This is a genomic window from Adhaeretor mobilis, assembly GCF_007741515.1.
Classification (GTDB): domain Bacteria; phylum Planctomycetota; class Planctomycetia; order Pirellulales; family Lacipirellulaceae; genus Adhaeretor; species Adhaeretor mobilis.
This window is the reverse complement of sequence record NZ_CP036263.1, coordinates 4,806,976-4,831,111: the sequence shown is the minus strand read 5'-3', so window position 1 is coordinate 4,831,111 and position 24,136 is coordinate 4,806,976. Positions and strand designations below refer to the sequence as shown.

The 24,136-nt window shown below is 55.9% G+C and carries 18 protein-coding genes; 9 read left to right on the top strand and 9 right to left on the bottom strand.

The window, feature by feature from the left end; translation table 11 throughout:
- Positions 1-21 precede the first annotated feature (21 nt).
- Positions 22-1,704, bottom strand: coding sequence for a dihydroxy-acid dehydratase (ilvD, locus tag HG15A2_RS19080; protein WP_145062324.1), 1,683 nt, complete (start codon positions 1,702-1,704; stop codon positions 22-24).
- Positions 1,705-2,073: 369 nt separating this feature from the next.
- On the opposite strand from ilvD, the gene metH reads away from it, so the two are divergent.
- The 3 genes from metH to HG15A2_RS19065 all read left to right on the top strand — a co-directional run bounded on the left by metH (position 2,074) and on the right by HG15A2_RS19065 (position 8,034).
- Positions 2,074-5,781 carry a methionine synthase gene (gene metH / locus HG15A2_RS19075; RefSeq protein ID WP_145062322.1) on the top strand — a complete coding sequence of 1,236 codons (3,708 nt, stop codon included), beginning with the start codon at positions 2,074-2,076 and terminating at the stop codon, positions 5,779-5,781.
- Positions 5,782-6,154: 373 nt separating this feature from the next.
- Complete coding sequence (locus HG15A2_RS19070) at positions 6,155-7,384, top strand: metallophosphoesterase (RefSeq protein WP_218932098.1); 1,230 nt, start codon at positions 6,155-6,157, stop codon at positions 7,382-7,384.
- Between the two features lie 8 nt (positions 7,385-7,392).
- Positions 7,393-8,034 (top strand): DUF6498-containing protein, encoded by a 642-nt coding sequence (locus HG15A2_RS19065; protein WP_145062317.1) that lies wholly within the window; start codon positions 7,393-7,395, stop codon positions 8,032-8,034.
- A gap of 240 nt (positions 8,035-8,274) precedes the next feature.
- Here HG15A2_RS19065 and HG15A2_RS19060 read toward each other — a convergent pair whose 3' ends face one another.
- From HG15A2_RS19060 to msrA, 3 genes are all read right to left on the bottom strand, one after another.
- The gene (locus HG15A2_RS19060) at positions 8,275-8,718 is read right to left on the bottom strand and encodes a hypothetical protein (RefSeq protein ID WP_145062315.1); all 444 of its coding nucleotides are present in this window, start codon (positions 8,716-8,718) and stop codon (positions 8,275-8,277) included.
- Positions 8,719-8,916: 198 nt separating this feature from the next.
- A complete protein-coding gene (locus tag HG15A2_RS24235) occupies positions 8,917-9,078 on the bottom strand; it encodes a hypothetical protein (RefSeq protein ID WP_218932097.1) in 162 nt (53 codons plus the stop codon).
- 76 nt (positions 9,079-9,154) lie between these two features.
- Positions 9,155-10,360, bottom strand: coding sequence for a peptide-methionine (S)-S-oxide reductase MsrA (gene msrA / locus HG15A2_RS24675; protein ID WP_145062313.1), 1,206 nt, complete (start codon positions 10,358-10,360; stop codon positions 9,155-9,157).
- 642 nt (positions 10,361-11,002) lie between these two features.
- On the opposite strand from msrA, the gene HG15A2_RS19050 reads away from it, so the two are divergent.
- On the top strand, positions 11,003-12,115 hold the full coding sequence (locus HG15A2_RS19050; RefSeq protein WP_145062311.1) for an FG-GAP repeat protein: 1,113 nt from the start codon (positions 11,003-11,005) through the stop codon (positions 12,113-12,115).
- 25 nt (positions 12,116-12,140) lie between these two features.
- On the opposite strand, the gene HG15A2_RS19045 is transcribed toward HG15A2_RS19050, so the two are convergent.
- The 4 genes from HG15A2_RS19045 to HG15A2_RS19030 form a co-directional block, all read right to left on the bottom strand.
- Complete coding sequence (locus tag HG15A2_RS19045; RefSeq protein ID WP_145062309.1) at positions 12,141-12,938, bottom strand: IS5 family transposase; 798 nt, start codon at positions 12,936-12,938, stop codon at positions 12,141-12,143.
- A gap of 346 nt (positions 12,939-13,284) precedes the next feature.
- Positions 13,285-14,511, bottom strand: coding sequence for a PQQ-dependent sugar dehydrogenase (locus HG15A2_RS19040; protein WP_145062307.1), 1,227 nt, complete (start codon positions 14,509-14,511; stop codon positions 13,285-13,287).
- An 86-nt stretch (positions 14,512-14,597) separates the two neighbouring features.
- A complete protein-coding gene (locus HG15A2_RS19035) occupies positions 14,598-16,109 on the bottom strand; it encodes a coiled-coil domain-containing protein (RefSeq protein ID WP_145062305.1) in 1,512 nt (503 codons plus the stop codon).
- 10 nt (positions 16,110-16,119) lie between these two features.
- Positions 16,120-17,151: a DUF6384 family protein gene (locus tag HG15A2_RS19030; RefSeq protein WP_145062303.1), complete on the bottom strand. Its 1,032-nt coding sequence runs from the start codon at positions 17,149-17,151 to the stop codon at positions 16,120-16,122.
- A 229-nt stretch (positions 17,152-17,380) separates the two neighbouring features.
- On the opposite strand from HG15A2_RS19030, the gene HG15A2_RS19025 reads away from it, so the two are divergent.
- The 4 genes from HG15A2_RS19025 (at position 17,381) to HG15A2_RS19010 (ending at position 21,836) form a co-directional block, all read left to right on the top strand.
- The gene (locus HG15A2_RS19025) at positions 17,381-18,610 is read left to right on the top strand and encodes a cell surface protein (protein WP_145062301.1); all 1,230 of its coding nucleotides are present in this window, start codon (positions 17,381-17,383) and stop codon (positions 18,608-18,610) included.
- A 311-nt stretch (positions 18,611-18,921) separates the two neighbouring features.
- Positions 18,922-19,812 (top strand): MlaE family ABC transporter permease, encoded by an 891-nt coding sequence (locus HG15A2_RS19020; RefSeq protein WP_145062299.1) that lies wholly within the window; start codon positions 18,922-18,924, stop codon positions 19,810-19,812.
- 6 nt (positions 19,813-19,818) lie between these two features.
- A complete protein-coding gene (locus tag HG15A2_RS19015) occupies positions 19,819-20,664 on the top strand; it encodes an ABC transporter ATP-binding protein (RefSeq protein WP_145062297.1) in 846 nt (281 codons plus the stop codon).
- Positions 20,661-21,836, top strand: a complete 1,176-nt coding sequence (locus tag HG15A2_RS19010) for an MlaD family protein (protein ID WP_145062294.1) — start codon at positions 20,661-20,663, stop codon at positions 21,834-21,836. The genes HG15A2_RS19015 and HG15A2_RS19010 overlap by 4 nt, the downstream gene beginning before the upstream one ends.
- Before the next feature lie 51 nt (positions 21,837-21,887).
- Here the strand turns inward: HG15A2_RS19010 and HG15A2_RS19005 are convergent, their stop codons facing one another.
- Positions 21,888-22,592, bottom strand: a complete 705-nt coding sequence (locus HG15A2_RS19005) for a PEGA domain-containing protein (RefSeq protein WP_246117791.1) — start codon at positions 22,590-22,592, stop codon at positions 21,888-21,890.
- Positions 22,593-22,786: 194 nt separating this feature from the next.
- Between HG15A2_RS19005 and HG15A2_RS19000 the strand changes: the two genes are divergently transcribed.
- Positions 22,787-24,112, top strand: coding sequence for a PP2C family protein-serine/threonine phosphatase (locus HG15A2_RS19000; protein ID WP_218932096.1), 1,326 nt, complete (start codon positions 22,787-22,789; stop codon positions 24,110-24,112).
- Positions 24,113-24,136 lie beyond the last annotated feature (24 nt).

Here is a 24,136-nt window from a genome sequence, read left to right as displayed (position 1 = left end):
AATGGGAAAAACCGCAAAATCTCACTCGTCCGTCACACACCCCTCGCTCGCACTCTTCACGTTCTTAATGTACTTGTAAAGCGTGCCCCGTGTTGCCTTGTATGCCGGCGCTTTCCAAGCCGCCTCACGCTTCGCGAATTCCTCGTCCGTGATGTCTACGGTGATGAGATTCTCCTCCGCGTCGATGGTGATCTTGTCGCCATTCTCAACGAGTGCGATCGGTCCGCCGACTTGGGCTTCGGGTGTCACATGCCCCACGATAAAACCGTGCGAGCCGCCACTGAATCGGCCGTCGGTCATCAACGCCACATCCGATCCTAGACCTGCACCCATGATGGCGCTAGTCGGAGTTAGCATCTCCGGCATACCAGGGCCGCCTTGGGGGCCTTCGTAGCGGATGATAACGACGTCGCCTTTCTTGATATTGTCTTCTTCGAGCGCGGCAAGCATGTCCTCTTCGGAATCGAAGCAGTTGGCAGTTCCCTTGAAGACCAAGCCTTCCTTGCCCGTAATCTTGGCGACCGCGCCGGTGGGGCAGAAATTACCGCGCATGATGCGTATATGGCCAGTTGCTTTGATCGGGTTGCTCAACGGGCGCACCACTTCTTGCCCTTCGGAAAGCCCTGGCAGCTCGGCTAGGTTCTCTGCGATTGTCTTACCGGTCACCGTCATGCAATCGCCCTTGATCATGCCTTCTTCCAGCAGCAGCTTCATCACCGCCGGCGTCCCGCCCACTGCGTGCAACTCTTCCTGCACAAAACGGCCGCTCGGTTTCAAGTCGGCAATCAACGGCGTGCGGTTGCTCACTGACTGGAAGTCGTCGATCGAGAGCGCTACATCCACCGAACGCGCCATCGCTAGCAGATGCAGCACCGCGTTCGTTGAGCCGCCTACCGCGGTGAGAAGTACCATCGCGTTTTCGAAAGCATCACGCGTCATAATGTCACGCGGCTTGATGTCTTTTTCGAGTAAGTGATAGATCGCCTTACCCGCTTGGCGGCATTCCTTTAGTTTGTCGGGATCGACCGCTGGGATTGAAGAACTATAGGGCAACGACATACCCATCGCTTCAATGGCCGAGGCCATCGTGTTGGCTGTGTACATGCCGCCGCAAGCGCCAGCCCCTGGGCAGCTCACTTTCACGATCTCTTTACGTTCCTCATCGGTAATCTTGCCCGCGAGGAATTCGCCGTAGCATTGGAACGCACTGACGATATCTCGCTTCTCGCCATTCTCGGTGAACTTCGTGAAGCCCGGCTTGATGGTGCCGCCGTAGATCATCAGGGCAGGGCGGTTTAGCCGGCCCATGGCGATCAAGCAGCCCGGCATGTTCTTGTCGCACCCGGGGATGGTCACTAGTCCGTCATACCACTGGGCTCCCATCACGGTTTCGATGCTGTCGGCAATGAGGTCACGCGACTGCAACGAGTAACTCATCCCGTCGGTCCCCATCGAGATGCCATCGGAAACGCCAATCGTATTGAACCGCATGCCCACGAGGTCTGCCTCCGCCATACCAGCCTTCACCTCGGCCGCAAGGTCAAGCAGGTGCATGTTGCATGTGTTGCCTTCGTACCAAACGCTAGCAATGCCCACTTGGGCCCTCTGCATATCTTCGTCGGTCATCCCCGTGCCATAAAGCATCGCTTGGCTGGCACCTTGAGATTTCGGCTGAGTGATCTTGCTGCTGTATTTGTTAAGCATGTTGAGGCGTTAGGTAGTAGGTCGAGAATACGTGGAAACCCTAGTCCCGGGCGCAAGCCGCGGGAAGTAAGAAACGTCCATTATAGCTACACGACGGGCTCTGGTCATGGGCCTGCATTTGGCTCAATAGGACTGCAAATTCTGCGTTAATGTCATTCCGAAGCGAGGCTTGCCGACCGAGGAATCTAGCTTCAGCCTGAGTTCGCGAAACAACCGGATTCCTCAGTCGTTCGACTCCTTTCGGAATGACATGATACTGCCTTCCGCCTTCCCCCTTCAACGAGCGAACTCCGCCCCACCCTGGGCGGTCCTCTCTAAGATAGGTATCATGGTCGGTTCTAAACACACCCAATTCTATCTCACCTAGCTATGCCCACCTCTCCGATCATCGACCAGACCGAACTCCTTCACTCGCTCATGAAGGAGCGAATCCTCATTCTCGACGGGGCCATGGGCACCCAGATTCAGGCCCTCGGTCTGGAAGAGGCTGACGTGCGCGGCGAACGTTTTGCCGATCACACCAAGGACCTGAAGAACTTCGCGGATATTCTCTGCCTCACGCGGCCAGACGACATCACAGACATTCATCGTCGCTACTATGCCGCCGGCGCGGACATCGTAACGACCAATACCTTCGGTGCGAGTGTCGTTGGTATGGACGAATTCGACATGCCCGATTCGTACGTGCAAGATATCAATGCCGCGGCGGTTGCGTGTGCAGTCAAGGCACGCGACGAGTTCAACGAAAAAACGCCCGAGCGCCCGCGGTTCGTCGCCGGCTCGATTGGTCCCACGACCAAGCAAACCGCCATTAGCACCAAGGTAGACGACCCCGCTTTTCGTGGCACGACGTTCGCCGAGATGGAAACCTCTTACTACGGCCAAGTGAAAGCCCTGGCTGAGGCTGGCATCGACATCCTTATGGCGGAAACCGTCATCGACACGCTCAACCTCAAGGCTTGTCTCTTCGCGATACAGCGATTTTTCGATGAGTCGGGCACAAGCCTGCCCGTCATGGTTTCAGGAACGTTCGATAAGGGTGGCGCTACGTTCGTCTCTGGCCAATCGGTCGAAGCGTTCTGGCAGGCGATCTCACACTTCCCGATGATGTCGGTTGGCATGAATTGCGCACTGGGTCCCGAACTCATGCGACCTCATCTGGAAACCTTGCAGAACATATCCACCGCACATATCAGTTGCCACTCCAACGCCGGATTGCCCAACGAAATGGGCGAGTACGATCTCGATCCCGCAGGCATGGCGAAACTCGTCGGCGAATTTGCCGATGCGGGCTGGTTGAACATCGTGGGAGGTTGCTGCGGCACGAGCCCGGCACATATTGAAGCAATTGCGGAGCGAACGAAAAATGTGAAGCCGCACCAACGTGTGAAGCTGCCGCAACGCTTGCGCCTCAGCGGCACCCAACCGATGGAACTGCGCCCCGAGAGTAACTTCCTGATGATCGGCGAGCGTACGAATATTACCGGCTCGAAGAAGTTCGATCGTCTCATCAAGAGCGAGAACTACGAGGAAGCGATCGAAGTCGCTCGCAATCAAGTCGAAGGTGGTGCGAATGTCATCGATATCAACATGGACGAGGGCATGATCGATGGCGTCGCCGTGATGACCAAGTTTTTGCGTCTAATCGCTGGCGAGACGGACATCGCCGCTGTGCCCGTGATGGTCGATAGTAGCAAGTGGGAAGTCCTGGAAGCCGGCTTGCAGGCAATTCAAGGTAAGCCGATCGTCAACTCCATCAGCCTGAAGGATGGCGAAGAGGAATTCCTGCGCCGCGCAAAATTGTGCCGGCAGTACGGTGCGGCAGCGGTGGTCATGGCATTCGACGAAAAAGGGCAAGCCGCCACCAAGGAAGACAAAGTACGCATTTGCCAGCGGGCGTACAAACTGCTCACCGAGGAGGCTGACTTCCCGGCCAGCGACATTATTTTTGACCCGAATATTCTCACGATCGCTACTGGCATCGAAGAGCATAACAACTACGCGGTCGACTTCATCGAAGCAACACGCGAGATCAAAGCCACCTGCCCCGGCGTGCATGTGTCGGGCGGTGTTTCGAATGTGAGTTTCTCATTCCGTGGCAACGACAAGGTGCGCGAAGCAATTCACTCCGCGTTCCTCTATCACGCCGTCAGCGCCGGTCTCGATATGGGTATCGTGAACGCTGGGCAGCTCGAGGTTTACGACAACATCGAGCCGCAACTTAAGGAACTCGTCGAGGATGTGATCCTCAATCGCCGCGACGATGCGACAGAACGCCTCGTCGACTTTGCAGAAAACCTCAAAGACAAGTCCGGGGGCCGGGGGGCATCAGCGGATACCGAGTGGCGCAATGACACCGTCGAGGAACGTCTCAAGTACGCCCTGCTGAAAGGCGTCGTCAAACACGTCGAGGAAGATACCGAGGAAGCCCGCCAGAAGTACGACACGTGCCTGCAAATCATCGAAGGCCCGCTGATGGCTGGCATGAGTGTCGTGGGCGATCTGTTTGGCGCAGGTAAAATGTTCCTCCCCCAGGTAGTCAAATCTGCCCGCGTGATGAAAAAGTCCGTCGCGTATCTCACTCCCTACATGGAAGAAGAGAAAGAAGCCGCCGGCACTGCCGGGCAAGCTCGCGGCAAGGTGCTCATGGCCACCGTCAAAGGCGACGTGCACGACATCGGCAAGAATATCGTCGGCGTAGTGCTCGGCTGCAATAACTTTGAAGTTGTGGATCTGGGCGTCATGGTCGCCTGCGAGACGATCCTCGAAGAAGCCGAAAAACACAACGTCGATATCATCGGCTTGTCAGGGCTCATTACGCCAAGTCTCGATGAGATGGTTCACGTGGCGCGCGAAATGAAGCGTACGGGCAACGAGAAGCCGCTGTTGATCGGCGGTGCTACAACCAGTGCGAAGCACACGGCCGTGAAGATTGCTCCGCACTATGAGAATATCGTGGCCCACGTGCTCGATGCATCGCGCTCTGTAGGTGTGGTTGAGAAGCTCATTAACCCAGAGAGCCGCCCAACATTCGACGTGGAGAATCGCAAGACGCAGGAGCAACTCGTCGCTTCGTTCGCGAAGCGTCAACAAGTGACCTTGTTGCCTTATGAGCAGGCGAAGGAGAAGCGGTTCACCTGTGATTGGGCGACCGTTGATATTCCGCAGCCAGAGTTCACCGGCGTGCGTGAATTTAAGGACCTTTCGCTGGAAACCTTGCGCGAGTACATCGACTGGTCCCCCTTCTTCATGACTTGGGAACTCAAAGGCAAGTACCCGAAGATTTTCGAGGATGCCAAGGTTGGTGAAGCAGCAAAAAAACTATTCGACGAAGCAAACGAATTACTCGACGAGATCGTCGCCAACAAGTCGCTCTCCGCTACCGGCGTCTACGGCTTTTGGCCCGCTGCCAGTGATGGGGAAGATATTCTCGTCTACTCGGACGATGCGAGGAAAGAAGTCGCTGCCCGGTTCCACGGGCTGCGCCAACAGTGGGAACGCAAAGGGCAGGGCACTTTCTATTCACTGTCAGACTTCATCGCTCCAATCGAAAGTGGACGCAAAGATCACATCGGCGCTTTCGTCGTGACCGCCGGCATCGGTTGTGATGAACTGGCCGCAAAGTACAACGCCCAACATGACGACTACAACGCGATACTGACCAAATCACTCGCCGATCGCCTTGCCGAAGCCTTTGCGGAATATGCCCACCAACAAGTCCGCCAGCAGTGGGGCTACGGTAAAGAGGAGGCTCTCGACAACGAATCGCTTATCTCTGAGAACTATCGCGGTATCCGACCCGCACCGGGTTATCCTTCACAACCGGACCACACCGAGAAACGCACGCTGTTCGCGCTTCTCGATGCAGAGAACGCAACCGGCGTGAAACTCACCGAATCCCTCGCCATGCACCCCGCCGCCAGCGTCAGCGGCCTGTACTTCGCGCATCCTGAGGCACGCTACTTTGCCGTGGATCGAATCAGCAAAGAACAAGTCGAAGACTACGCGAAGCGCAAGGGCATGCCCTTGGAAGAAGCCGAGCGCTGGTTGCGGCCGAACTTGGGGTACGACAGTTGAGGGTGCGATCTGAAGTGCGGAGGTCCCTTCTCGAAAAAGTTGCAGGGTGCGAAACAATCGCGTCGCTCTAAGTCGTGTAGCATTTCTCACTTAGCTGCTTCAGTATTCCATGCCACTACCTGATATAGTCTTGGCAAAACCCCAGCAGTTTCTTCTCTACTGTGTACAATAAAATTCAAGGGACGACGAACAACCAACACAAGTTAAGTGCCAAGCACGATTTCTTGCTGCCCACGAGCCACCTGAATCAGACGGACGGGAGCAAGCTCACGTGCGAGAGACCCAACGGGAGTAGGCGACACCTATGCAACGAGCACTCGCGTTATATTCTGCGAAGCTTCGATCGTCAGGTCGCAGCTTGATTCTAGCCGCGATGATTCAGCTAATAGTAGTGATCCCAGAGGCCGGTGGAGCAACAGTTTTCGGAGTTGTTGGGGATTGGGGAACAAGTGGTGCTAATGCAACTAACGTGGCGAATATGGTCACAAGCACCGATTGGGACACCGACTACATCATCACCCTAGGCGACAACAACTACGGCGGGGTTACGACAGGCCATTCCGATTGGGAGAGCATCGTCGGAGCCCGCTACGGCGACTATATTCAACAGCGCGCCATTAGTGAGGCTAGCCCCTACCCCACTCAGACCAGTATTACGCAACGCTTCTTCCCTACCATTGGCAACCACGACATCACTGGCGGTAGTGCTTCAGGACATATCGACTACTTCCACGACGATCCTGACAATCCGAGTGGTCGGCTGCCAGCTGGAGTGCACAACAGTTCGGGTAGCTATTATGATGTGGAATTACCGATCGAAAACGGGACTGGTTCTGTTCGCTTATTCGCGATGGACAGTGAACTCTTTCATGCTGACACGGATGCTCGTGCGGCACAGACGGTCTGGCTTCAGCAAGGACTAGCAAGTTCAACGGCCACGTGGAACTTCGTCTACGTTCACCGTGCACCCTACTCCTCATCTAGCATTCACGGAGGCGACACGCTGTTGCAATTGCCGTTCCAGCGGTGGGGTGCCGATGCCGTACTCGCTGGGCATAACCACATCTACGAACGCCTTCGAGTCACAGATTCCACCCAGAACGAAATGCTCTACTTCGTGAATGGCGTGGGCGGCAGGACGCTGTATCCTCTGGGTATTCCCGCAGCAGGCAGCGAGGTTCGCTACAACCAAAATCACGGCGCTATGCGAATTGCAGTAACTGATCAAATAGCGACATTCGAATTTCTGTCCCTCGGTGACGGCAACAACGGCATGAATGGAGGACTGGTAATCGACACTTTTGCTCTCGATCAAAGCAATCTACCTGCTCCCCCTTCCTCAAATGCCGACTTCGATAACGATGGCTTCGTCGATACACAGGACCTCATGAACTGGCAGTCAGATTATGGCGCTGGGAACGGCGCTGACGCTGATGGAGACCTCGACTCAGACGGCACTGACTTTCTTGCCTGGCAAAGGCAATTTGATGGGGACTTTGCAAACATCCAGATAAATGCGATTATCCCAGAACCATCCACAGTGCCTCTCACAATGCTGTGCATGAGCCTCCTTTCGTCACGCAGTCGACGAAGTCTGACCTAAGAAACGAAGTGAACACTCAGCGAAATTCCGACGGTAGATTCGATGCCATCCGCAGCTGGCCTTGGCCGTGGTTTCCACCGAGTGCGGCGCTGCTGCTCGTGTCGAATTTCTTACCGCTGATTGGCGTTATTTGGTGGGAGTGGAGCCCCTTTCTGGTGCTTGCGCTCTATTGGGCCGAGAACGTTGCAGTGGGGGTGACCACGGCTTTGAAGATGCTGTGGTGTACTGGCGGAGAGGCGAAAGAACGCATTGCTTCGGCCGGTTTCTTTGCCATGCATTACGGCATATTTACCCTCGTGCATGGAATCTTTGTACTCGCACTAGGCGGCTTTGTGGGCAAGGAGTATTACGGCGCGGCGGGCGCGCAATATAGTCCTTGGTTGATCGGTACTACGGCACTAGCGCTAGTCGCCAGCCATGCGTACGACTTTATTCAGGAGTTCCTCATCGAAGGTCGAGGCCGACATCTTGGCCCCGGCTCGCACATGTGGCGACCTTACCCGCGGATGCTTGTGTTGCATGTGGCGATTGTGCTAGGCGTATTTCTCGCAATGGTAGTCGGCGCCTCCTGGCCAGTGATCGCGCTACTAGTTGTGCTCAAGACCATCCTGGATCTTGTGCTCCAATTAGTCATGCGTTTGGGGGCCTGAGCAGTAAGGGAAGAGAAACCTACGCTAAGGCCGTGGGCCGCTAAGCTGGGGCGCACATGGGTTAGATAATTTGGTGCCCAAACTGACAGCGGTTTGGACAACCGCTGTCACTTGGCGGGTGATTTCTAATGTCGCCAAACTGCCTTGGCGTTTCACGCCGGTGCATGAAAGCCAAGGATTTTTGGAGCATAATGAAGGTCACTCCCTTGTACTTAGAGCGCAGTTGTCGGACTGCACGAGCTAGGCATCACCGAGCGGTCCAAATATGACCATTCCTTCGGTGTCAATCAGTGAATCGCAAAGGAAGATAACACCGGATAATGACTCGGCTATGCCATTGAGGACCGAGAAAACGTCCGATTCAAAACCAAAGTCTCTATCAGTTGCAAGTCCGTACGCTTGCTGGAGACTGTCGATATACCCTCTAATCTCATCGTAGTTGTCTAGTGGGTCTGTCTGATGCAGGTGTTGGACGTACCCCTTGAACTCCCGAAAGTGAGCCTGCGTTTCCGATTGAGGCATGACATTGAGGCGAATTACTCTGTCTGCGAGTTCGACATCGAAAAACGTCGACTTCTTCAATAGACCTCCATCAGTTCTGACCTTCTTCACGCAACCAATTGCAGAGATGTCCGACTTGGCAAGAGCACTTGGCGATGCTGAATAGATTGTCGCGCTTTCCATTGTCTCTCCGGTGAATCGAATCAAGAACGATGCTGGCTAGCCGCATAGCTCGCAGGGCACTCATGGCAAATGCAAACCCATCGTGGAGTTTACCACACAAGCCGCATGCCACCCCTCGGCCAACTAGGAAATCGACGTGAATTCAGCGTATTCCAACTGTGTAAGGAGGCGTCGTCCTGGGTGCCGAACGGGGAATTGCTAACGTGCGTCAGATTCATCCTCCTGTGCGTCGAAACTGGCTGCGATTTGGGCAGATTTACTCCCGGCGGTGTCGATGACCTCTGTCTCAAACAGCAGGCCCCAAAATCGGCCAAAATCGACGTTCCAGGCACAAGCTTGGCCACTTCCGTATCTGACCAAGGAGGCATCGTCCTGGGGTGCTCAGCGTCTGAGAAAACGAAAGTTTTCTAGGCTGTGCTCGACGCGTCCGCTACTCTTACTCTTGTGCCGCTTTCTTTTTCTCTTCGGCTGTTTGCTTCTCGTCTTCAAATTTCAACGAAGCAGAATTCATGCAGTAACGGAGCCCCGTAGGCTCCGGCCCGTCAGTGAATACGTGGCCTAGGTGGGCTTCGCAGCGGGCGCAGTGAACTTCCGTGCGAGTGCCAAACAGTTTGCGATCTTCCCGCTCGCCCACGTTCTTCTTATCGATCGGCTTATAGAAACTGGGCCAGCCGGTGCCCGACTTGTACTTGGTGTCCGACTCGAACAATGGCAGCCCGCAGCACACACAGTTGTACGTGCCTTCTTGCTTGTTATCCCAGTACTTGTTCTTGAAAGGTTTTTCAGTGCCTTCCTTGCGTGTCACATAGAACTGCTCTTCGGTGAGTTTGCTCTTCCAGTCCACGTTTTTCCAGTCAACGTCCTCAGGATTCGTTGGGTTCTCAGCACTCACTTCGTCTTCCTCCCCTTTGAGTTTGTCCGCAAACACCTTGCGGAACTTTTCCATCTTCGGCTGAATCACCGCGCGACAGTAACCCTGATCGGGGTTCAGATTGAAGTAGTCCTGGTGATACTCTTCGGCGGGAAAGAACTTCTCAAACTTCGTGATCTCAGTGACAATTTCGTCGCCGAAAGCTCCCGATGCATCGAGCTTCTTCTTGATCTGCTCAGCTGTTTCTTGCTGCTCCTCATCGTGGAAGAACACTGCCGAACGATATTGCGTGCCGGTGTCCGCACCCTGACGATTGAGCGTGGTGGGATCGTGCGTTTTGAAGAATACTTCCAGCAAGGTCTCGAAGTTCACTTGTTTGGGATCGTACGCAATGTGAATGACCTCCGCATGACCGGTCAGCCCGCTGGTGACTTCGCGGTAACTGGGGTTATCCACTTTGCCGCCGGAGTAACCACTCCACACGCCCTTTACGCCGCGTAGTTCGCGGAACACCGCTTCGGTACACCAGAAGCATCCGCCGCCGAAAGTTGCCTTGGAAAGTTTGGGGTCGTTCAACGCATCCATATCCTTCGCCCTCGCACTGTTGATTTGTGATTTCGTACCGCTGGGAGGTGTGTCGCCCGTGCCAGCTTTGGTTCCCGAGCCGGAGAACAATTGGCCTGCCGCGATGAAGCCGCCGCATAGTACGCACAGCGAGGCAATCGCAGCGATGCGTAGCCCATTGGAACCCGGATTTGTTGGCTGCGTCATGAGTTGATCTCCTGGAGGCGTCGCCCGACGCTTGTTTGATCATTCTATCAAATCTCTGGCTCACGGCGAACACTGTCCCACGCCGAACATTGGCCCTGCAAAAGGCTGGTTGACCTCAAAACTGAGAGTCTCGTTCGCACATCAGTTTGACGGAAATGGGTAGAGTTTCTTACGCCGGGGGTACGACGAAAGTTTCCAACAACGACACTTCTGACCGTGATTGGGTGAAATAGCTCACACAACTAGCAAGAAAGTGGGGGAAGCTCTCAGCCCCACGCACGGTCGCAGGAACCGCAGAATAGAGGGCATCAAAATTCTGAGACCGATGATTTTCGAACCAGGGGGCAACAGAGAGAACAGAGCAAATAACACGAAGCACAACCCTGTTCCCTCTGCTGCCTCTTGTTGAAAAAAATCCGTATTATCTGTGTCACCGCGTGTCGGGATGGCTAACTGTGCTGGTCAATCGTTCACTATACTCAGCCGTTTCGGCTAACTAACGTTGAAAACTAGGACTAGGACAGAGTAAGCAGCCCGCTAGGAGTCCACCGGTTCGCTATCGAAGCGGAGCATCACCTTGACAGATCTTAATCTCTGAAGCCTACCGTCTCACCTATCCTCTTTGACAAACAGTAACGTCTAATGCAAACCACCGCTGCTTCAAAATCTTTATTGACAGCGTTCCTGCTGGCCAGTCTGGCTGCCACGCCCGCTTCCGCCATATTTTTTAATGCCGAAACCAAGCTCACCGCCGACGGCGCTGCGGTTGGCTATTTTGACTATTTTGGCTATTCCGTAGCGATTAGTGGCAACACGGCTCTAGTCGGTGCATTCGGCGATGACGTCGGGGGCAACAATTCGGGCTCTGCCTACCTGTTCGATGTCACTACTGGCAACCAACTAGCCAAGCTCACTGCCAACGATGCGGCGGCGGTTGATCGTTTTGGCGGGTCCGTAGCGATTAGCGGCAACACGGCTCTTGTCGGTGCATTCGGCAATGACGACGGGGGCAGCTCATCTGGTTCGGCCTATCTGTTCGATATCACTACTGGCAACCAGCTTGCCAAACTCACCGCCGACGATGCTGCGGTGAGCGATAGTTTTGGCTGGTCCGTGGCGATCAGCGGTAACACGGCTCTTGTCGGTGCATTCCTCGATAACGATGGGGGCGGCTCATCTGGTTCGGCCTATCTGTTCGATGTCAGTACCGGCAACCAACTTGCCAAGCTTACCGCCGAGGATGCTACGGCGGGCGACAGTTTTGGCTACTCTGTGGCTATCAACGGCAACACGGCTCTTATCGGTGCACACCGAGATGACGACGAGGGCAGCGACTCGGGTTCAGCCTATCTGTTCGATGTGACTACCGGCAACCAACTTACTAAACTGACCGCTAACGATGCTGCGGCAAACGACCGGTTTGGCTTCTCCGTGGCGATCAGTGGCGGCACGGCTATTGTCGGTGCAGTCTTCGATGATGACGGGGGCAGCAGCTCTGGTTCAGCCTATTTGTTCGATGTCACCACCGGCAATCAGCTTGCTAAGCTCACTGCCTCCGACGCTGCGGGTGGGGACCTTTTTGGCCACTCCGTGGCGATGAGCGGCGACACGACGCTAGTCGGTGCACACTTCAATGGCAACGGGCGCCTCGGTTCTGGCTCTGCCTACTTGTTCAACAGTCGCATCCCTGAACCGACCTCGCTGCTGTTGGCCACCTTCGCCTGGACCGCATGGTTTCTCCGCCGCCGGCGATAGGCCACACTAAGAAGTCCTAACAAAACTACCAATTTAAGACTCTGAAACAGATTAACGCTTGGGCGATCTTCATGAAAGCTTCGTGGATATCAGCTCGGCGATCGTATCTGGTTTTTAGGCGTCGAAACTGATGAAGCCAACTTAGCGTGCGTTCCGAAACCCAACGATAGATTCCCAGTCCACTACCATGGTCCGTATTCCGCTTAGCCAAATGAGGTTCGATGCCACGCTGCTGAAGTTGCTCACGATGGGCCTGCGAATCGTAAGCACGGTCAGCGTACACTTCGTCAGGGCGTTGCCGAGGATGCCCCGGCTTTCCAGCTACTGGCGGAATGCCGTCAATCACAGGCAGCAGCTGTGTCACATCCTGTCGATTCGCTCCCGTAAGCGTCACGTGCAACGGAATTCCATGAGCGTCGGTCACAACGTGATGTTTGCTCCCCGGTTTACTGCGGTTGGTAGGGTCCGGGCCCGTCTTTTCGCCACCCCCCATAGCACGAGCCTTGGCGCTGTCGACGGCAGCACGCGACCAATCGATCTGATCGGCTTCGCGCAATTCATTCAGCAGCAGTTGTACCAACGCCTCCCACACTCCCTCTTCCTGCCAGTCGCGCAAGCGTCGCCAGCAAGTCATGCCCGAACCGCATTGCATCTCTTGCGGCAAGTCTTCCCAAGCAATGCCTGTCTTCAGGACAAATAAGATACCCGTGAGTACTTTGCGATCTTCAATGGGAGGTCGCCCTCCGTTGGGCTTTGGCAGTTGTTCAGGAATCAGCGGTTCAATTCGTTCCCAGAGTTCGTCAGGCACCAGTGGCTTAGCCATGGCAGATTCTCCTTCATTTCGAGGTTGTGGTCTCGAAGAATTCTCCAGGTCAAGGCAAATGGATTAGCATAATATGGCGTATATTGTGTTCACTTCATTGTGCTAGCGTACTGCATAAGCAGCGGCACTAGCAGACAGTTTTGTTAGGGCCTCAAGTCTGTCGTTATCAATACTCAAACAGAAGGCAACAGAGAGAATGGAGTGGCGACTTGCTGGCTTGCTCTGTTCCCTCTGCTACCTCCTGTTCGAAAATATCCGTGTCATACGTGCTTGACGCGCCATGATGGCTAACTTTGCTTGCAACAAGCCTTCGCGCTACATGCGCCTCTGTGTGGGACATAAATATCTAATACTGCTTCTCAACCACCAATCGATAAATCACACCGTCATCTTGCATGAAGTACGACTCGCCTTGTGCGTCATGGCCGAAGGAGGTCACTGGCAGACCTTTCTCGCGGAGGATGTGATTCTTACGCACCTCATTTGCTTCACGGTCGTAGTCGAGCGCGTAGATGGAACCGGAGATGTAATCCGCGTACAGATACATGCCGTCAAGTTGCGGTAGCGACTTGCAGCGAACGATGTGCCCACCAGTAATCGACTTACCGATGTCGTGATGGTAATCCCAAACGGGCTCGACAAGTTCGTCGCCTTCACGCGGCTTGGTCGGAGGTACCCCCTTTTGCTTTTCGAGCGCGTGCTTTCCTTCGCGCACATTCCAGCCGTAATTCTTGCCTGCTTCGAGAATGTCGATCTCCTCCCAAACGTTCTGCCCCACGTCACCCGCCCACAACTCGCCAGTCTTCGCGTCGAACTCCATACGCCACACGTTACGCAACCCATAGGCCCACACTTCGCCGCGACCCTGCTCGGGCTTATCGGCAAACGGATTGTCCGACGGAATGGCATAGGGCAGTTTCTTGCCATCGACCGTAGATCGGTGATCGACGTCGATCCGCAGCACGCTCGCCAGCAGCGTCTTGGGGTTTTGGCCGTGATCGTGCGGATCATCAAACTTACCGCCATCGCCTACGGCAATGTAAAGCATGCCATCGGGACCGAAGCGCAGCGTGCCGCCGTTGTGATTCCAGTAAGGTTGTTCGATCGTTAGTAATAGCTCTTCGCTAGCCGGATCGGCTTTGCCGTTCTCCACAGTAAACCGAGAAACGACCGTCCGCCGCCGCGAATCTTCGTCCGTTGGCCGGGGGTTATAGTAGAGAAAGAACTGCCCGTTGTCCGCAAACTTTGGGTGAAACGCTATGCCGAGCAAACCTTGCTCGTTTTCATTCTTGAGGAAGAGCACGCGCTCGGTAATGTCGAGTAGCATCTCCGGCGAGTCATCCTCCGGGCCATCAAGCACTTCAACCGTACCCAGTTGCCCCATGACATAGAGCTTTCCCGAACCGTCGCCCGCATGGTCCAAAGCGATCGGCCTCTCGAATGCGTGCCCGTTGAAAACCGGCTCGAAGCCGACATTCAGCTCCGTGGAAACCGCTTGTTCCATGGTCCCAGGTTCTGCTAGCGCAGTGGTGGTGAGGAGCAATGAGGATATAGCAATGAGTATAGTTTTCATGGGAGTTCAGTACTTTGCATTATCTATTGAAAAAGTGGTTGGGGGTGCCTATGCCGCTGGAGCTTGCGCCTAAAACCAGCTTGCGCCTAAAACCCACGCCCCTTGGTAAACCCGCGACGTGGTAACTTCGGCCTACCTGATTGCCGGCGTTGCTGCGTACGGATCGGCCCACGGCGTTCCATGCCCCGGCGTGCGGCGTTGCGGAGGGCGTGACCCGCTACGTCGGTCAGTACGCGGAACAATACGTAGGACATTTCGCTGTTGAGAAAATCATCAAACCCGCCACCGCGTTGCTCGTGCCACTGCGGGGCGAATTCCTGGTTCTTGCGAATTGCCGACCACAGCCCCTCCGTGCCGAGATCGCCCTCGAGATAATCCTCGACCAAATCCGCCATTTCGAAGCGAGGATGGAACATCGAGCGACGACTGTCGAACTCTGCTTCCCGAAAACGCTGCTGAATTTGATGCAGACCGGAGAGCTTATCGTCCCACTGCTGGCGTTTGCGAGACTCAGCTTGCCCTTGCCGTTCCGCATCGTCGAGTCGCTCGTTAAGCCACAAAACTTCCGCCACGATAGCATCGTCCTGAGGCTCGGGAGTTTGACGCGAGCGACGTTGCAGCTTCGACTCCTCCATTTTCGAGAGGAAAAACTTCATGCGGGCAATGGCTTGGTCGTGATATTTGTTGTTCGGCTGTTGAAGTTGCAGCAACTCTTCCTCGTGAGCAATCAGCCGGTCCTGTTGCTTAGCAATTGCGTCAGTCAGCGCATCTCGCTTTGCGCCTAGTTCTTGCCCTTCGCGCATCACTGCTGTGAGACCAATTTCGTCCGAGTTGCGATCTTCAATCGCTTCCACCTGCTCCATGAGCACATTGAAATGCTCACGCCGACGTTGCACTTCCTTAGCCATCAGTTCCGGCGTCACGCGGAGGAAGTCGTAGCTGCGGCGTGCACGGCGGAAGCCAATCATCTTGGCGACCCAGCCATCGAGCACCCGTGTGAGTCCCTCCTTCTTGTACGCGGCTGTACCGTAGTCTCGTTCTTGCAGATACTTGAACAGGCGACTTTTCTCATAGGCTGGCAGCTTCTCGCTCGATTCTTGTTTTGCCTCAGCAACTCGCACTTCGTTCCGTTCGAGTTCAACCTCCGCATCGAGTGCCCGCTTCGATAGCTCGCGAAATTCATCGCTAGCGTGTAGGCGTTCGGCGAGTAATTCTTCGAGCCGTTCGCGCTCAGCTACTTTTTCGTTAAGGGCCTCGGTCACACGGTCGAGCTCCTCCTCGTCGCTGTCGATGCTCCGCTCAAGCTGGCCGATGGTGCTGCTCAACTCAGCCTCACGTTGGCGTTTGCGCTGGAGAACTTCCAGCAAATCGTGCCTGATCTCCGCGAAAGTGCCCTGAATAGATTCCGGGCTGATATCAGGCAGGTAATGTCTTGCCAAGTCCGCCAGCGCAGCGGTCCGTCGTCCCACGAGCTCCGCGAGTTGTTCGTCGATTTGTTTCATGCCAGCGAGATGCTGATCGATTTGCTTGCGCAAACGGCCAATCGACCGGTCGAGTTCATTCCCGACGCGGCTGCCTGCTAATGCCGTGGTTGTCATCGCGTGGAGCCTACCATTCTGTGAGCTGACCTCCGCGATCCAACACGCCAGAGTCGCCTTGCATGCGAACTTCTAAATCGCGCTCTCCACGCTGCTTCACGCCGAAGAGACGATCGTCCAGCAGACCGTCCGCCTGTTTGTCTTCCTTGAGGCGATTGTAAACCGCAGCGGGTACTTGCTCGGCCCATTTGCTGGTCGTTGTCATTTTGCCCGTTTGCCGATCGCGTACTTGCACTCTCACCGGCGTGCCATCTGCGGCCTTCGCTTCGACAACGACGTAGTATCCCGAACGGACCGTCTGCGAATTCGCATCGGTATAATCCATCGGGAATGCCGATTCTTGCCCAGGCACACTGGGGATGGTGAGCTCATACTGTTGCATGAGTGTCTGGGCGAGAAGTTGTTGCTTGGCGATCAAACCTTCCAACGCCTGATAGTCGCCCTCCTCGCGTAGGGCTTTTGCTGTTGCCAAGGTTGCTGCCGCTTCCTTCTCGATACTTGAGTTATTGGTGACTTGACGGATGGCTTCGTTGGTTTCCTCCAATCTCTCATATGCCTGGTTCGCCAGCTTGGCGTCGCGTCGCTCACCCGGAAAAAAGCCACCGGCGAGCAGTCCCCAAAAAATTGCCACCACGGCTCCGATGGCAATTGCCCACTTCATGATCGTGCCGCGGCGGACGTAGACGTGAGCCAGCGCCGTCCCCAGGCCGAACGGCGGGTCTTGATAGGTGTGCAAACGATCGTAATAGTGTTCGACAGCAACATCGACTTGCTCCGCGCTGATCGAATCGCCACTCACCTCTGCCGCGGCGAGTAGCCGTTCACGCAGCTTGGCCTTCACTTGATCAATATTCAGCTGCTGCTCGACCAGCGCCTGCTCCCTACGGAGCGTGCTGGCCACGTCCATGATTCGCGTCATCTCAACAAGCGTAAAGTCCTGGCCCTGCTCGCGCATCACTTCCCTAGCCGATTCAACTTCCGCAGAATCGATTGCCGGGGGTGGGGCTTGTTGTTGCTGCTGAGCCATCGGGGAAACTTTCATGCAAGTGGGGCGCGACCATGCCTGGAACCGTGCGTCTGAAAATGGCCGTTAGGGAGATGCGGTTAGGGAGACTATAACGGCTGGAATTGCCCAGCCGCCGAGTCAAGTCTTTTTTCGCCGCCGTCGCCGTGATAAGCTGCACGATCTAGAAGTTTACCAAAGCAACAGTCCGCCGTCCAAGCGGTGAGTCGCCCCGACGACCAAGTCATCTATCCAGGAGCTCCCCACCATGGCCCAAGCAAGTGCACAAGCCGAAGAGAAACACGAGAAGGCTGTCCTCAAGGAAGCGGACAAACATGAGAAGAAGATGAGCGGCTACCTGGACAAGGCGGTCGAAGTGCTCGAAAAATTCGGCCTCAAGGACAAGGACGATGCCCCGGTTGAGCTCATCCGTCTGCTCGAAGAAGTCCGCCATGTGGACGAAGCCCGCGCACTGGCCATTGCGAACACCATCCAGCACATGGCCAAGTTTAATGCTTTGGTGCGTGAAAATGTGGAAAACATCAACGTGGGCAATCGCTATCTGGAAATCAGCCAGATGTTCGATTCGATTCGCGAAGACTCCAAAGCGCTCATCGGCCAACTGGACGACGGCAAAATTGGCATTACTGAGAAGATGTCCAACCTGTGGATGAAAATCCGCCGCGGCTCGCCTTCGGCTCGCTTTGAAAAAATTGTCGACGTCTATCAAGACGTGTGCACCGAAACAAAGAACCAGCTTGTCCGCGAACAAACCATTATGGACGGCTACATCGACTTCCGTTTCGCTCTCAAAGAAGCGGAAATCCTTGCCCGCGAACTGCTCGAAGCGCAACTGCCGCACTTGGACAAAGCGAAAGAGGGCCTCGCTGCTTCGCAGAAAGCCATCGACAAATTCGAAGGCGACGAGAGCGATCGCGGCCGCCTCGAGCTAGCCCGCGACGAAGCGCGCAATGCCTTCCAAGAGGAAGATCGCACATACCAGCTGCTCAAGGATATCTCTGAAAACCTTTCCATCGGCTACGACGTGGGCGAAACGCTTGTCACGAAGCTCAAGCAAACGCACGATGTGAAGGACCAAGTCTATCGTCGCGCGGTGACCTTCTTCACAACCAACGAGCATGTGTTTACGATTCTCGGCACGGTCTACACATCGCAGCAGGGCTTGTTCGAAGCAGCCGCTTCCACCGAAGCACTGAAAGAAGGCGTGAACAAAAGCCTCGAAGACGTGGCCGATTTGGGACGCGACCTAGAGCGAGCCGCCCTCAAGGCCGGCTATGGCTCGACGGTCAGCCCCGAGTCGCTGGAAAAGTTGGTGAGCGCGATTAGCGACTACCAAGTCGAGTCGCTGCAGATGATCGCCGAACTACGCAAAGAGAGCGAGTCCAACGCCAAGGAAATCCGCCGCGTCGTCGAGAAGGGCAAAAAACGCTACCAGGAAACGCTAGCACGCTTCGCACGCGGCGAAGATTTGGAGTAATCGCCCAGACTCTCCCTAGGCTACGTTAGCCGACGAGCTTGCTCGCCGCGGAGCTAGCGATCCTATGCACGCTATCTGCCTATCTTCCGGTCAGTTTAGCGCACCGTCGTGCTGCGGACCTCGGCCGACCAACAATCCTCACGGCGAGCAAGCTCGTCGGCTAACGGGTGTTTGCTCTGATTTCTGCGCCACTACACAACTGCTAGCACCTTCTTAATCTCAAGCCGTTGGCAGAGTTTGTCGATTAGAGGAGAGGTACGGGTTTGCGCCCGCGCTACGTCTTTCTCTCTTCGCAAACTCGTCTGCCAGCTATGTCGACCGACAACCCTACCTACGACGGTACTGCATCAGGTGGCGATCCTCGCGACGGCTTCATCGCTGGGCTGGCAGAGTCTGTGGCGGACATCGGCGCGACCGGCGTGGGAATCATCGAAGCGGTAGGCGACTTGCTGCTTTTCACATGGCGAACGCTTGCCTGGCTGTTCACACGCATGCCGCGACGTGATGCCATGTTCGAAAACATGTACCGCATTGGTGTACAAAGCTTGCCCGTGGTAGCCATGATCGGTGGGTTCACTGGCATGGTACTGGCCGTGCAGTCGTACACACAATTCCGCACCTTCGGTTTGGAAACGCAACTTGGTAGCGTCATTAACAAGAGCATGTTCCGCGAATTGGGCCCCGTGCTCGCCGCCGTCATGCTCGCCGGTCGTGTTGGAAGCTCCATGGCCGCCGAACTAGGCACCATGCGCGTGACCGAACAAATCGACGCGCTCAGTAGCATGGGCGCCAACCCCGTGCATTACCTGGTGGTGCCCCGGTTCTTGAGTTGTCTGTTATTGATTCCTTCGCTCACAATCATGGCCATCTTCATGGGCGTAGTCGGCGGGGCCGTGTATTGCATTTCGTTCTTGGGCATCGACTATCACCACTACTCTGCCAACGCTAAGAAGTTTGTCGAGAACTGGGACCTGTTCTACGGCCTCGTGAAGAGCATGTTCTTCGGCGCAACCATCGGCATCATCAGCTGCTACCGTGGCTTCCACTGCCAACCGGGTGCTGAGGGTGTCGGTCGCGCCGCCACCACGGCTTTCGTCTATTCCTTCATGGTGATTATCGTGCTCGATTTGTTAGTGAGTATCGTGCTCGATCAAATCTACCTAGCCATTTGGCCTGCGGCTCCTTCGCTGTTTGGGGCTTAACACTCCATGTCTGAACCGCTTATCAACATCGACCACCTTACCGTCCGTTTCGGGCGGCAGATGGTACTGCGCGACGTGTCGCTGGAAGTCCCCCGCGGCCAGACGTTAGCGATCATCGGAGAGAGCGGTTGCGGCAAGACAGTGCTCTTGAAAACCATCATCGGACTCATCGCCCCCACAGCCGGTCGTGTCACCTTCGATAACCAATCGCTCGTTGAGCTGGATGATCGCGAGCTGGCTCGTCAGCGCACCCGCTTCGGCTTCGTATTCCAGAATGCGGCACTCTTCGACAGCATGACCGTTGCAGACAACATTCTCTTTCCGCTCAAACAGCATCGCCCTAAGGAAGTGCGCGCCAACGGAGGTAGCGGGCGCGATGTCATGCATCAGTTGATCGGCGAGGTGGGCTTGCCGGTGAATGTGCTCCACAAATACCCTGCAGAGCTCTCTGGGGGTATGCGCAAGCGGGTTGGCCTCGCCCGGGCGCTCGTGATGCGCCCTGAGGTGCTGCTGTACGACGAGCCAACTACTGGGCTCGACCCCATCATGAGCGACGTGATCAACGAGCTGATGCTCCGCTGTAGCGAAGCTTACAACGTGACAAGTATTATCGTCACGCACGACATGACCTCGGCTCGCAAAGTGGCTGACCGCATCGTCATGCTCTATCCGCTTGCGCGACTGGATCGCGGTGAGTCGCAAATCCTTTACGACGGATCGTCTGAGGAAGTGGACGACTCGTCAGATCGACGCGTAAGCCAGTTCGTGAGAGGCGAAGCAGGGGACCGGCTGGAAGAGTTACAAGCGGCAACTGTCGGCGGGGATGATTTTTTTGGAGATGAACGCTCATGAACGATCGTAAACGCGCCTTCCAACTCGGTGTACTGGGGATCGCCACGTTTTTCGTGGCCAGCATCCTCATCCTCTGGAACAGCGATTTCTCATCCCTGCCTTTCAGTAGCCGTTACCAACTGCAGATGCTGGTCGACCAAGCGCCCGGTGTTGCACCGCAAACACCGGTGCGACGTCGCGGACTACTCATCGGCCGCGTTGGTGATGTGCAAGCGACCGACGAAGGGGCGCTCATTACCATGGACATCGACGAAGGCAAGGTAGTGAAAACTAACGAAGTGCCGCGGATTCAAACGTCCATCATGGGCGATGCGATCATCGAGTTTGTGCCCGTGCGCTCTCCCAAGGGCGCGCAGCAGATCGTGCCAGGCTCGGTCGTCCAGGGCACGTTCAACTCTAACCCAATGGATATGCTGTCCACCATGCAGGGCGATTTGCGCGAGACCGTCAAGTCGCTCGGCAAGGCAGGGGACGAAGTCGCGATGCTTGCTGAGCGTCTCAACAATGTCATGGGTGGCAACGACATGCAGCGCATTACGCGACTTGTCGAATCGATGGAGCTGGCAATGGACCGCTTCGGTCGCGTGATGAATGACGTGGACGACGTAATTGGCGACGAGCAAGTCAAAGAAGACATCCGTAAGGGCATCGCCCAACTCCCGGCCATAGTGGAAGATGCGCGAGCGATTCTTGGTGCTCTCGAGGGCGTGGCCACAAGTGCTGAGGAGAATCTCGACAATCTGCAAGGACTTACCAAACCCTTGGGCGAACGGGGCGAGAAGATCGTCGGCATTCTCGAAGGTTCGGCAGTCAACTTCGAGGATCTGCTCTCCAACGCCGCGGAGCTGGTCAGCAATATCAACAACAGCGAAGGCACGCTGGGTCGATTGCTGAAAGATCGCACAATCTCGGACGAGGCAGAGGAAGCCATCAAAGACCTGCGCCGTGTCATTCAAAACGTGGACAGTACTATCACCAATGGTAATGGAGCGGTAACCGACGTGCGAAAATTAATTAACGACCGCGAGCTGAACATTCGGATTCGGCAAATCGTTAATGAAGTACACGTGCTCACCCACAAGCTTGCCAATGATCCGGCACGTGCCGTGCGGGGTATCATCGACCGAGAGACACCAATTGGCACCAGACCAGCGAATCTCTTTCACCGTTGAGCCAGGGGCATCCGCTTGCTCCACCAGCAATTCCGACTAGCGTGATGGCGGCTAGCGAGCTTGGGGCAACACTTCTACCGGTTGCTGCCGTGCAGGCAGCGGCTCGAAGGATTGCTCGCCAGAACGCAGCGAGGCTGGTTCGTACGGAGGCAACGGTTGAGGCACAAGTGTCGTTGGCCCCACTGGCACAGGGGTACCGACAGCCGGAGGAATTAAGGCCGGCGACCCCTGCGGAGGCAAGAGCATTGGCGAGCCCGAGTGCGGTTGCGTTTCAAAAGATATTGGGCCCGGTAGATTTGAAGCGGGAACCATCGCCCCAGCCGGTACCACAGCATTCTGTTGCGAACTTGCACGCAGTTGCTCGGCACGACCCAATAACTGATCCGTTGGCACCAACACTTGCGGCTGCAAGTTGTAGGAAAGCGTACGGTAGTCTTGGATTTCGCGCGGAATTAAGTTCTCGCTGATAAAGTCCAGCGGCGGCAGCTCGTACCATGGCGCAGGGATAGGTTGGTTAATCGTCAGCGTCTCGTAGCCCGGCTTGACCAGGCGAATTTCTCGGGTGCCGTAATAGACAAAGTTCGTAGCGCAAGGCGTTGTCCCAATCTGCTGATTGTCAACGTAAACCGTAGCGCCCGGCGGATTGCTGCGCACCAACAAACGCCGCCGCACGCAGCCCGGCATGAGTACCAAGCAGAGCAGGGCGAATACGGCGAGCAGTCGCGGCAAGCGGTTTTTGAGTTGAGAGCTAGGCATGGGACGGCACAATTTGGAGAGAATCGTCGCGGAGTGTAGAAAGTACAGTGCCTTGCCGCCAGATCGCCTTCTAGCACACACTTCCACTTTCGGCATTCTCCTTTGCCCGGTCCCCCTTCGACAACGCGTGCTTGCACGTTAAGATGGGGTGTCCCCAAAACAGCCTCAACTCCCGCCATGACCAAGGCCCGCGTGTGTCTCAAGAATCGGTGAAGCTATCGAAAGCGGTCGGTGGGCTTCGCTGTGCTGCGGTGAGCGATGTCGGCATGCGGCGGGCGAATAATCAAGACTCGCTAGCAGTTGCCATCGCCGAAGAAGAAGCCCTCTGGTCGAGCCGCGGACACTTATTCGTCGTCGCCGACGGCATGGGCGCACACGCAGCAGGTGAACTGGCCAGCCAGATTGCCGCAGACTGCATTCCGCACACCTACCACAAGCGGCGCGATCTCGCGCCCTGTGAAGCACTGTTGGCAGCCGTTCACGATGCGAACGCACGCATCAATACCAAGGGCCAAAACAGCGTCGACTTCCACGGCATGGGCACCACGTGCAGTTGCCTCGCCTTACTTCCTGGCGGTGCAGTCGCTGCTCACGTTGGCGATAGTCGCGTGTATCGCCTGCGCGGCGATGCGTTTGAGCAAATTACGTTCGATCACAGTCTCGTCTGGGAGATGGCCGTCGCTGGACAAGCCAACGAAGAAGATGTCCCCGCCTACGTCCCCAAGAATGTGATCACCCGTTCGTTGGGACCCAACGGTGTAGTGAAGGTCGATCTCGAAGGCCCCTTTGCGCTGCAGACCGGCGATCGCTTTCTGTTGTGTAGCGACGGGTTAACCGGCCCGCTTAGCTCGCAGCTCATCGGCCTCATCGTTGGCGCACTCCCCACCGACGATGCTACGCAGACATTGGTTGACCTGGCGAATCTCCTGGGGGGGCCTGACAACATTACGGTCATCGTGGCTGAAGTCTACGACACCCGCGAATTGGGCCAACACGATGCTAGCAACCCGGAATGCGATCCACCACCCGCGAACTCGTCAGCAGATCAACTGCCACTACTGTCTGCCTTAGGTGTTGGCCTGATTGGCGTTGTAGGTTGTCCGCTACTATGGGGAGTTGAACATAGGGTCGCGGCAGGCGCACTTGCAGTTGTCACAGGTCTCGCAGCCGGACTGCTCATGTATGCACGAAACAAGCCTTCAGTTACCGGAGCTAGCCTCCCCAGTCCCCAAGGAAAAGCCCCTTACCGTCGCTACGAAACGGCTCCCGGCCCGGAGAGTATCAAACCGCTCGTAGAGATCGTCCGCCAGCTGGAGGATCTGGAAGGGCAACGCGACTGGCAATTCGACTGGAACGAGATTCACGCAGAACGCGAGTCCGCTCGCAATGCAATTGCCAAGAAAGACTTCCGCGGAGCAATCGTGGCCTATTCACGGGCGGTGCGAATACTCATGCAAGCAGTGCGTGATAGCACTCCGGAGCCCCCCAGCGATTCAAGCATCAATCTGGGCGTCGATTGAGCTGCTCTGCAGGGACCTGAGCAG